We start from the raw sequence: 9,619 nt of genomic DNA, 5'->3' as shown, positions 1-9,619 counted from the left end.
CGGCCGTTCGGCCCGCGCCGCCCGTCCGCCCGGTGGTGCGGGTCGGCGGCGTCGGCGAGCAGCACGGTGGGGTCGGGTGAGAAGCCGGGGCCGTGGCTGCGTCCGGCGACCACGGGGTGGGCGGCCCTGGCCGCCTTGGCCCGGTACTGGGCGGCGTCGGCGAGCCGGAACAGCCGGTCGGGGGTGGTGACCGGCCCGATCGAGTCCCCGGTGGAGGCGACCCCGCAGGCCACGCCCTCGCCCTCGGACAGCGCGAGCGCCCTGGCGCACAGCTCCTCGGCGACGGAGACCACCTCGTCGGCCTTCTGCCCCTCCACCAGCAGGCAGAACTCGTCGCCGCCGAGCCGGGCGGCGAGGCTGCCGGGGAGCTTGGCGGCGGCCAGCGAGAGCTGGTGGGCGAACCGCTCCAGCAGCCGGTCGCCCATCTCGTGGCCGAGCTGGTCGTTGACCCGCTTCAGCCCGTTGACGTCGCAGACCACCAGCGAGACCACGGTGCCGTCGCGGTTGTGCGCCGCCAGCGCGCTCTCCAGCCGGGCGTCGACCGCGCGCCGGTTGGCGAGGCCGGTGAGCGGGTCGGAGAAGGCGAGCCTGCGCAGGTCGGCGAGGCGCTCGGTCTGCGCCAGCCCGGCCGAGACCTGGGCGGCGAGCAGCGTCGCGTAGTCGGCGTCGGCCTCGGTGAACTCGGGCATCCCGGCCGACCTGGCCAGGTACAGCTCGCCCCAGGCCTGGCCGTGCAGCACGACCGGCGCGACCACGCAGCAGGCGCGCCCGCGCCGGCGCAGGGCCGCGGCGCGTTCCTGGCAGTACGCGCCGGCGGTCGGGTGTGCGTGCCCGGCGTGCGGCTCGCTGTTCTCGGCGCTCTGCAGCCAGGCGCGCGGCAGCCGCCCGGTGGTCCAGCGCTCCTCCAGGTACGTGACGATCTCGGGGAAGTCGGCGACCGGGTACGACTCGTCCTCGGGCAGTTCCTCCTCGCCGGGGGCGAGGTCGCCGTGGTTGACCAGGACCCGCAGCCGGCCGGACTCGCGGTCCCAGACCGAGACGGCGGCCATGGTGGCGCCGAGCGCCTCGGTGGCCCGGGTGGCGGCGGCCCGGACGGCCTCCAGCGGGGTGAGCGCGGCGGCCATGTCCTGGGCCAGTTCGACCACGGACTGGAGCCTCAGGTCGGGCAGCGGGTCGGGCTGCCGCGGGCTGCCGCAGACGCAGCCGCGGTCCGTCATGATCGCCTCACTGCTCACCGGCTCGCCTCGCTCCCTGTGCCCGGTCCTGCCAGACCCCCGTCGACCGGCCGCACCCGACCGGCCGCTTGCACCAAGACTATGGCGGTTTCATTCGGTTATGCCCCGTTTGCCCGGGCGGACCCGCCACCAGAACGTACGGGTTTCAACCGTTCGGCACCCGGAAGGCCCTGCTCGCCACGGGAAACGCCGTGCTGCCCACGAAGGAGGACGACCCGGGAAACGACGCACCGGAAAGCCCGTCGGCGCGCGGCTCTCCGCACGCGCCTGCCCCGCGCGCCGGGCGCTATTCGGCCTTCGGCCGCCGGGTGAGCAGCCACGGCTCGACCAGCCCGAGCCCGCGCACCGGCCGCCGCCACATCGGCTGCAGGTGGAACCTGGCCCCGGCGTCCGGGCCCGGTATCGGCAGCCCGGAGGCGGGCATCCCGGCCGCGGCCGACAGCGCCTCGGCCAGCCCCGGCCCCTCGGAGTCGGCCGGGGCGACGCTGCCGTTCTGCTCCAGCGCGGCGGCGAACTCGCCGTCGATCAGCACCGCGTCCTTGGGCGCGATCGAGGTGAGCCGGCTGGCCAGGTTGACGGTGGTGCCGAAGACGTCGCCCATCCGCGAGGTGACCGTGCCGAAGGCCATGCCGACCCGCAGCGGCGGGATGGTGTCGTCCCCGGCCAGCGCCTCGATCAGGCTCAGCGCGATCTCGGCGGCGGTCGCCGGGTCCTCGGAGACGTAGAGGATCTCGTCGCCGAGCGTCTTGATCACCCGGCCGCCCTGGCCGGCGATCAGGTCCGAGCAGGTGTTCTCGAAGGTCTCGACCAGCTCGCCGAGCTCCTCCTCCTCCAGCCGCCGGGACAGCCGGGTGAAGCCGACCAGGTCGGCGAAGCCGACGGCGAGCCGCCCGCTGGTGATCTCGTTGTCCTCGGCGGCCTGCACCACCCGGCCGGTGACGGCCGCCAGCTGGCGGCGCCAGACGTACACCAGGAACTGCTCCAGCTCCGGCAGCAGCAGCTCGACCAGCGGGTACGCGACGTCGGCGCGGGTCAGCCCCGGCTCGGCGGACTGGGTGAGGTTCTCCAGGAAGGTGTCCATCTGCCAGCCGGCCAGCCGGGCCGTGGTCTGGCCGGTGGAACGGGCCACCTGGATCGCCATCGACTCGCTGAGCAGCCCGGACTCGACCAGCCCGGCCAGCCGCCGCAGCGCGATCACGTCACCGTCGGTGAGCGCCCTGGACTGGCCGATGTCGGGGAAGCCCATGGCCCGCCAGAACCGGGTGGCCAGCTCCATCGGGACGTCGGCGGCGCGCGCGGCCTGGTACGGGGTGTAGCGGCGTGGCGCGTCCAGGATCAGGCGTTCCAGTTCGAGCGCGACCGTGGGGTCGTCGTCGCTCGCCGTCGCGCCGCTGCTGCCGTCCTCTGCCACCGGTCCGTCCCCGTGCGATCCGCCGCACTCGTCTCGTGTCCTACCTGTCCGGGCACGCCGTCCGCCACCCGGGCGGGCAGTGGCGCGCCTCACACCGCTGCCAGGTGGAATGTTCGCACGGAATCGCCGGATCCGGGGCATCAGCCCGGGTCAAGGGGAGGCAAGGAGAGGCGCGGACGGCCGTTTCAGCGGGGCTCGGGGCGCACGTGGACGACGTCCCCGGCGCCGACCGCCCGGCGTGCGCCGTCGGGCGTGCGGACCACCAGCCGTCCGTCGCCGTCCACCGCGACCGCCTCGCCGACCAGCTCCCGGTCGCCCGGCAGGTGCACCTTCACCTGGCGGCCGAGCGTGGTGCAGCGGTCCGCGTAGGCGCGCAGCAGATCGCTGGCGTGCGGGTCGCCGGCGGCGGCCGTCCACTCCCGGTACAGCCCGGCGAACTCCCGCAGCAGGGCGCGCAGCAGGGTGCCCCGGTCGGTGGTCGAGGCACCGGCCAGCGCGAGCGAGGCGGCGGTGGGGACGGGCAGCTCCCGCGCGCGCAGCGAGACGTTGAGGCCCATGCCGACCACCACGGCGCCGCCGGCCAGCTCGGTGAGGATGCCGCCGAGCTTGCGCTCCGCGCCGTCGATCTCGGTCTGGAGGTCGTTGGGCCACTTCAGCCCGACCTCGACCCCGGCGACCCGGTCGAGCGTGCTCGCCGCGGCCACCCCGACCAGGATCGGCAGCCAGCCGTACCGCTCGACCGGCACCTCCTCGGGGCGCAGCAGCACGGACAGGAACAGCCCGGAGCGGGCCGGAGCGGTCCACCGCCGGTCCAGCCGGCCGCGCGCGGCGCTCTGCGCCTCGGCCACCAGCACCGCGCCCTGGGCGGCGCCGGCCCTGGCGCGGGCGGCGAGGTCGCTGTTGGTGGAGCCGGTCTCGGCCACGACGTCCAGGGAGGTCCACAGACCGCCGGGGACGAGCAGGTCGTGACGCAACGCATCCTCGTCCAGCGGCGGACGGTCCAGGTCGGTCCAGGGCGAGGGTCCGGCGTGGCCGAAACCGCGCAGTCCGCTGCGGCGAGGGGTGTCGGGTGCGGTCATGGGGAAACCCTAGGGCCTGGAGGACGGCCCGGGACGGCAGGACGCAGGCCGACCCATCGTCCCGCAGAACGCCCGCCGGCAAAACTGTGTCGATGACCATAACGCCAGGACATGACGCATCGCCCGCCGCGCTGGCTACGCTACCCAGCGGTAGTTCGTAGCGCCGCCCTGCCCTCAGGCGCGGGCCCGCCACCCGGCCCGCGCACACCCGAACAGGTCGCGGCCATGGAGCAGGGAGAGCCACCGGATGACCGAGGCGCCGTACGACCCCCACACCACCGCGGGCAAGCTCGCCGACCTGCGGCGCAGGCTCGACGAGGCGGTGCACTCCGGCTCCGCGAAGGCCGTGGAGAAGCAGCACGCCAAGGGCAAGCTGACCGCCCGCGAGCGGGTCGTGGAACTGCTGGACGAGAACTCCTTCGTGGAGTTCGACGAGTTCGCCCGGCACCGCTCGACCAACTTCGGCCAGGAGCGGAACCGGCCCTACGGCGACGGCGTGGTGACCGGCTACGGCACCGTGGACGGCCGCCAGGTCGCCGTGTTCGCCCAGGACTTCACCGTCTTCGGCGGCTCACTCGGCGAGGTCTTCGGCGAGAAGATCGTCAAGGTGATGGACTTCGCGCTGAAGACCGGCTGTCCGGTCATCGGCATCAACGACTCCGGCGGCGCCCGGATCCAGGAGGGCGTGGTCTCGCTCGGCCTGTACGGCGAGATCTTCCGCCGCAACGTGCACGCCTCGGGCGTCATCCCGCAGATCTCGCTGATCATGGGCCCCTGCGCCGGCGGCGCGGTGTACTCCCCCGCGATCACCGACTTCGTGGTGATGGCCGACCGGACCTCCCACATGTTCATCACGGGCCCGGACGTGATCAAGACCGTCACCGGCGAGGACGTCGGGATGGAGGAGCTGGGCGGCGCGCGCACCCACAACGCCAAGTCGGGCAACGCCCACTACCTGGCCGCGGACGAGAAGGAGGCGATCGAGTACGTCAAGAGCCTGCTCTCGTACCTGCCCTCCAACAACCTGAGCGACCCGCCGTCCTACGCCGACCGGTCCTTCGACCCCACGTTCGCCGACGTCACGGAGGAGGACCTCGAACTCGACACCATCGTGCCGGACTCGGCGAACCAGCCGTACGACATGCGCAAGGTGATCGAGCACATCGTCGACGACGGCGAGTTCCTGGAGACCCAGCCGCTGTACGCGGGCAACATCATCACCGGCTTCGGCCGGGTCGAGGGCCAGTCCGTCGGCATCGTCGGCAGCCAGCCGATGGACCTGGCCGGCTGCCTGGACATCGCCGCCAGCGAGAAGGCCGCCCGCTTCATCCGCACCTGCGACTCCTTCAACGTCCCGGTGCTGACCTTCGTCGACGTGCCCGGCTTCCTGCCCGGCACCGAGCAGGAGTGGGACGGCATCATCCGGCGCGGCGCCAAGCTGATCTACGCCTACGCCGAGGCCACCGTCCCGCTGATCACCGTGATCACCCGCAAGGCCTTCGGCGGCGCGTACGACGTCATGGGCTCCAAGCACCTGGGCGCCGACCTCAACCTGGCCTGGCCGACCGCACAGATCGCCGTGATGGGCGCGCAGGGCGCGGTCAACATCCTGCACCGCCGCGAGATCGCCGAGGCCGAGGCGGCCGGCACCGCCGAGGAGAAGCGGGCCGAGCTGATCGCCTCCTACGAGGACACCCTGCTGAACCCGTACCTGGCGGCCGAACGCGGCTACGTGGACGCGGTGATCGCTCCGAGCGAGACCCGTCGGCACATCGTCCGCGGCCTGCGGGCGCTGCGCGGCAAGCGCGAGGTGCTGCCGCCGAAGAAGCACGGCAACATCCCCCTGTAGGCCCCGTCCCTGTCGGGAGAGAACCAGCCATGTCCCCGATCCACGTGCTGCACGGGCAGCCGACCCCCGAGGAGCTGGCCACCGTCCTGGCGGTGGTCCAGGCCCGGGCCGCCGCCGCGCAGGCCGCCGCCGAGACGGCGCGCCTGGCCGGTGCCGGCCCGGCCTCCCCCTGGAACGACCGCGTCCGGCTGCTCCGCCCCGCCGTCCGTCCGGGCGTCAACGCCTGGCGGACCTCGGGCTGGGCGCACTGACGCCCTCGTGCGGGGTGGCGGGCCGGCTCCGTCGGCCCGCCACCCCGCACGGCCCGCTCCGCCCGCTTTGCCCGGAACATGAGTACGGATACTCAGGCGCCGGGACCCCCGCGGGAGCACTCTGGACGGGTGCTCTGGTCAGATCCCCGCGACGAGCCCTCGCCCGAGGCCCGTCGGATGCAGGAGCGGATGCAACGGGCCGGAAAGGTCCTCGCCGCCCTGGTGCTGGTGGGTGCCGTACTGATGATGATCTCCCGCTCGTTCACCTGAACGGCGGACACCGGCACCCCCTACCCTGGTGGGCATGACCGACCAGCGCCCCCTCGTCCTCGCCTCCGCCTCCCCCGCCCGCCTCGGGCTGCTCCGCCAGGCGGGGCTCGACCCGCGCGTGGTGGTCAGCGGCGTCGACGAGGACGCGATCACCGCCGCCACCCCCGCCGAGCTCGCGCTCGTCCTGGCCGAGGCCAAGGCGAAGGCCGTCGCCGCCGGACTCACCGGCGGCGAGCTGGTGATCGGCTGCGACTCCGTCCTGGAGCTGGACGGACAGGCCCTCGGCAAGCCCGCCGACGCCACCGAGGCGCTGGCCCGCTGGCAGTCGATGCGCGGGCGCGCCGGCGTGCTGCGCACCGGCCACTGCGTGATCGACACCGCGACCGGCCGGCAGTCCTCCGCCACCGCCTCCACCACCGTCCGCTTCGGCACCCCGGACGACGCGGAGATCGCCGCCTACGTGGCCTCCGGTGAACCGCTGTACGTGGCCGGGGCGTTCACCCTCGACGGCCGCTCGGCGCCGTTCATCGACGGCATCGACGGCGACCCGGGCAACGTGATCGGCCTGTCCCTGCCGCTGCTGCGCCGGCTGCTCGCCGACCTGGATCTGCGCATCACGGATCTGTGGACCGACTGACCTGCCGCACGCCGGCCCCGCACCCCTAAGCTGACGGGCGTTCGGACGGGGAGGGCAGATGACCGACAGCGTGCTCAACGTGGTGCTCGGCCTGGTCGCCAGCGCCATCAGCGCCGGTCTCGGCTGGCTGGCCCAGGTGCTGCGGCGGCGGCGCAGGGTCGAGCGGGTGCGGGAGTTCTTCGGGCTGCCGGGCGGCAGCGAGTGCCTGGTCGTGGTGCCGCGCAGCATCGGGACGGGCTCGCACGCGCACACCGTGACCCGGCGCGACGCCTACGCGCTGATGTGGCTGGCCGGCCTGGTCGAGGAGTGCGGGGCGCGGCCCGAACTGGTCGCCCACGACGCCGCGCACCGCGGCCTGGGCGCCAAGACCGAGCTGTGCCTGGGCGGTCCGGTCAGCAACGAGCGGACGGCCGCGCACCTGGCCTGGGGCCTGCCGGGCGCGCTCGTCACCTCGGGCCCGGGCCCGGGCAGCAACGTGATCGTGGTGGGCGGGCGCGACTTCACCGCCGACCGCGACCAGGCGCACACCCTGCTGGCCCGGATCGCCACCCCGGACGGCGGCCGCCCGGTGTTCCTGGTCTCCGGCCAGACCGGCATCGCCAACCAGGCGGGAGTGCGCTACCTGGTCGCGCACCACCGCGAACTCGCCCGGACGTACGGACGCAACGGCACCTTCGCGCTCGTCCTGCGGGTGGTCAACCCGGAGGCGTACGGGCCCGACATGGTCGAGCCGGTGGCGGACGTGACGGCCGAGGCGCTGCAACGGCCCGGCGCCCACTCCGGCGCCGCTTGAGCGGCCAGGACGAGCGTGTGGCCCCGGCCACTCGGCGGGCCCGTCCACCGGGCCGCACGGGGTATCACCGAGCGTGTGGGATAGTTCACAACCCGGGGCTACTCGCCGGTACTGCCCTGGAATCCATAAACTCGACGAGGTTCAAGAAGGGAGCCACAGTGCGCAAGGTGCTCATCGCCAACCGCGGGGAAATCGCTGTCCGCGTCGCTCGGGCCTGCTCGGACGCCGGTATCGCCAGCGTCGCCGTCTACGCCGAGCCGGACCGGGATGCGCTGCACGTCCGCGCGGCCGACGAGGCTTACGCGCTGGGCGGTGACACTCCCGCTACCAGCTACCTGGACATCGCCAAGGTCCTCAAGGCCGCCGCCGACTCCGGCGCCGACGCCGTCCACCCCGGCTACGGCTTCCTGTCGGAGAACGCCGACTTCGCCCAGGCCGTCCTCGACGCCGGACTCACCTGGATCGGCCCGCCCCCCCAGGCCATCCGCGACCTCGGCGACAAGGTCACCGCCCGCCACGTCGCCCAACGCGCCGGCGCCCCCCTCGTCGCCGGCACCCCCGACCCCGTCGCCGGCGCCGACGAAGTCGTCACGTTCGCCCGCGAACACGGCCTCCCCGTCGCCATCAAGGCCGCCTTCGGCGGCGGCGGCCGCGGCCTCAAGGTCGCCCGCACCCTCGAAGAGATCCCCGAACTCTTCGAGTCCGCCGTCCGCGAAGCCGTCGCCGCCTTCGGCCGCGGCGAATGCTTCGTCGAGCGCTACCTCGACAACCCGCGCCACGTCGAGACCCAGTGCCTCGCCGACAAACACGGCAACGTCGTCGTCGTCTCCACCCGCGACTGCTCACTCCAGCGCCGCCACCAGAAACTCGTCGAAGAGGCCCCCGCACCCTTCCTCACCCCCGAACAGAACGCCGAGCTCTACCGCGCCTCCAAGGCCATCCTCAAGGAAGCCGGCTACCAGGGCGCGGGCACCTGCGAATTCCTCGTCGCCCTCGACGGCACCATCTCCTTCCTCGAGGTCAACACCCGCCTCCAGGTCGAACACCCCGTCACCGAAGAAGTCACCGGCCTCGACCTCGTCCGCGAGATGTTCCGCATCGCCGACGGCGAGGAACTCGGCTACGACGACCCCGAAGTCCGCGGCCACTCCTTCGAGTTCCGCATCAACGGCGAAGACCCCGGCCGCGGCTTCCTCCCCGCCCCCGGCACCGTCACCCTCTTCGCCCCGCCCACCGGCCCCGGCGTCCGCCTCGACTCCGGCGTCGAGACCGGCTCCGTCATCGGCCCCGCCTGGGACTCCCTCCTCGCCAAGCTGGTCGTCACCGGCCGCGACCGCAAGCAGGCCCTGGAACGCGCCCGCCGCGCCCTCAACGAGTTCAAGGTCGAGGGCATGGCCACCGCCATCCCCTTCCACCAGGCCGTCGTCACCGACCCCGCCTTCGCACCCGAGGTACACGGCAGCGACGAACCGTTCACCGTCTTCACCCGCTGGATCGAGACGGAGTTCGCCAACACCATCCCGCCGTTCGCCGGCGCGGCCGGTGACGGCGAGGAGGCCGAGACCCGGGAGACCGTGGTGGTCGAGGTCGGCGGCAAGCGGATCGAGGTCTCGCTGCCGTCCTCGCTGGGCGTTGCGGCGGCCCCGGCGGCCGGTGCGACGGGTGCCGCCAAGGCCAAGCGCCGGGTGGGCACCAAGAAGGCCGGCTCGGCCCTCAGCGGTGACACCCTGGCCTCGCCGATGCAGGGCACCATCGTCAAGGTCGCCGTGGAGGAGGGCCAGGTCGTCGCCGAGGGCGAGCTGATCGTGGTCCTGGAGGCGATGAAGATGGAGCAGCCGCTGAACGCGCACAAGGCGGGCACCGTCGTCGGCCTCAAGGCCGAGGTCGGCGCGAGCGTCAGCAGCGGCGCCGCGCTGTGCGAGATCAAGGACTGACCGAGGTCCCTGGTTCCACCGACCGGTCCGTACGCCCTCGGGGGCGTGCGGACCGGTCGCGTCTCCGGGCCCCGTACGGGCTCAGCGCCCGCGCGGCAGGCCCATCTCGGCCAGCCTGGCCGGCATGCCGCCCGGGCCGGCCGGCCCGCCGTGCGCACCG

At 73.6% G+C, this 9,619-nt stretch carries 9 protein-coding genes; 6 read left to right on the top strand and 3 right to left on the bottom strand.

Annotated elements, in window-relative coordinates; translation table 11 throughout:
- The 3 genes from BU198_RS22985 to BU198_RS22975 all read right to left on the bottom strand — a co-directional run.
- Positions 1–1,124 (bottom strand): diguanylate cyclase domain-containing protein (locus BU198_RS22985; RefSeq protein ID WP_411293223.1); only part of this gene is annotated, 1,124 nt, incomplete at its 3' end.
- A 397-nt stretch (positions 1,125–1,521) separates the two neighbouring features.
- Positions 1,522–2,646 carry an adenylate/guanylate cyclase domain-containing protein gene (locus tag BU198_RS22980; RefSeq protein ID WP_317620270.1) on the bottom strand — a complete coding sequence of 375 codons (1,125 nt, stop codon included), beginning with the start codon at positions 2,644–2,646 and terminating at the stop codon, positions 1,522–1,524.
- A 185-nt stretch (positions 2,647–2,831) separates the two neighbouring features.
- Positions 2,832–3,725 (bottom strand): biotin--[acetyl-CoA-carboxylase] ligase, encoded by an 894-nt coding sequence (locus BU198_RS22975; protein ID WP_188298750.1) that lies wholly within the window; start codon positions 3,723–3,725, stop codon positions 2,832–2,834.
- A 247-nt stretch (positions 3,726–3,972) separates the two neighbouring features.
- Between BU198_RS22975 and BU198_RS22970 the strand changes: the two genes are divergently transcribed.
- From BU198_RS22970 to BU198_RS22945, 6 genes are all read left to right on the top strand, one after another.
- Positions 3,973–5,574 carry an acyl-CoA carboxylase subunit beta gene (locus BU198_RS22970; RefSeq protein ID WP_188298749.1) on the top strand — a complete coding sequence of 534 codons (1,602 nt, stop codon included), beginning with the start codon at positions 3,973–3,975 and terminating at the stop codon, positions 5,572–5,574.
- A 29-nt stretch (positions 5,575–5,603) separates the two neighbouring features.
- Positions 5,604–5,825, top strand: coding sequence for an acyl-CoA carboxylase subunit epsilon (locus tag BU198_RS22965; RefSeq protein WP_188298748.1), 222 nt, complete (start codon positions 5,604–5,606; stop codon positions 5,823–5,825).
- Positions 5,826–5,954: 129 nt separating this feature from the next.
- Positions 5,955–6,095: a morphogenic membrane protein MmpB gene (gene mmpB, locus BU198_RS22960; protein ID WP_188298747.1), complete on the top strand. Its 141-nt coding sequence runs from the start codon at positions 5,955–5,957 to the stop codon at positions 6,093–6,095.
- Between the two features lie 34 nt (positions 6,096–6,129).
- Positions 6,130–6,732 carry a nucleoside triphosphate pyrophosphatase gene (locus tag BU198_RS22955; RefSeq protein WP_188298746.1) on the top strand — a complete coding sequence of 201 codons (603 nt, stop codon included), beginning with the start codon at positions 6,130–6,132 and terminating at the stop codon, positions 6,730–6,732.
- Between the two features lie 58 nt (positions 6,733–6,790).
- Positions 6,791–7,525, top strand: coding sequence for a hypothetical protein (locus BU198_RS22950; RefSeq protein ID WP_188298745.1), 735 nt, complete (start codon positions 6,791–6,793; stop codon positions 7,523–7,525).
- 158 nt (positions 7,526–7,683) lie between these two features.
- Positions 7,684–9,459, top strand: a complete 1,776-nt coding sequence (locus tag BU198_RS22945; protein ID WP_188298744.1) for an acetyl/propionyl/methylcrotonyl-CoA carboxylase subunit alpha — start codon at positions 7,684–7,686, stop codon at positions 9,457–9,459.
- Positions 9,460–9,619: the final 160 nt, after the last annotated feature.

The organism is Streptomyces sp. CBMA156 (assembly GCF_014596515.1).
Classification (GTDB): domain Bacteria; phylum Actinomycetota; class Actinomycetes; order Streptomycetales; family Streptomycetaceae; genus Kitasatospora.
This window is presented reverse-complemented; position numbering and strand designations above follow the sequence as displayed.

Coding starts and splice junctions, on each gene's coding strand:
- BU198_RS22975 (WP_188298750.1), bottom strand. CDS start 3,725: ATGACCGCACCCGACACCCCTCGCCGCAGCGGACTGCGCGGTTTCGGC.
- BU198_RS22965 (WP_188298748.1), top strand. CDS start 5,604: ATGTCCCCGATCCACGTGCTGCACGGGCAGCCGACCCCCGAGGAGCTG.
- BU198_RS22955 (WP_188298746.1), top strand. CDS start 6,130: ATGACCGACCAGCGCCCCCTCGTCCTCGCCTCCGCCTCCCCCGCCCGC.
- BU198_RS22970 (WP_188298749.1), top strand. CDS start 3,973: ATGACCGAGGCGCCGTACGACCCCCACACCACCGCGGGCAAGCTCGCC.
- BU198_RS22950 (WP_188298745.1), top strand. CDS start 6,791: ATGACCGACAGCGTGCTCAACGTGGTGCTCGGCCTGGTCGCCAGCGCC.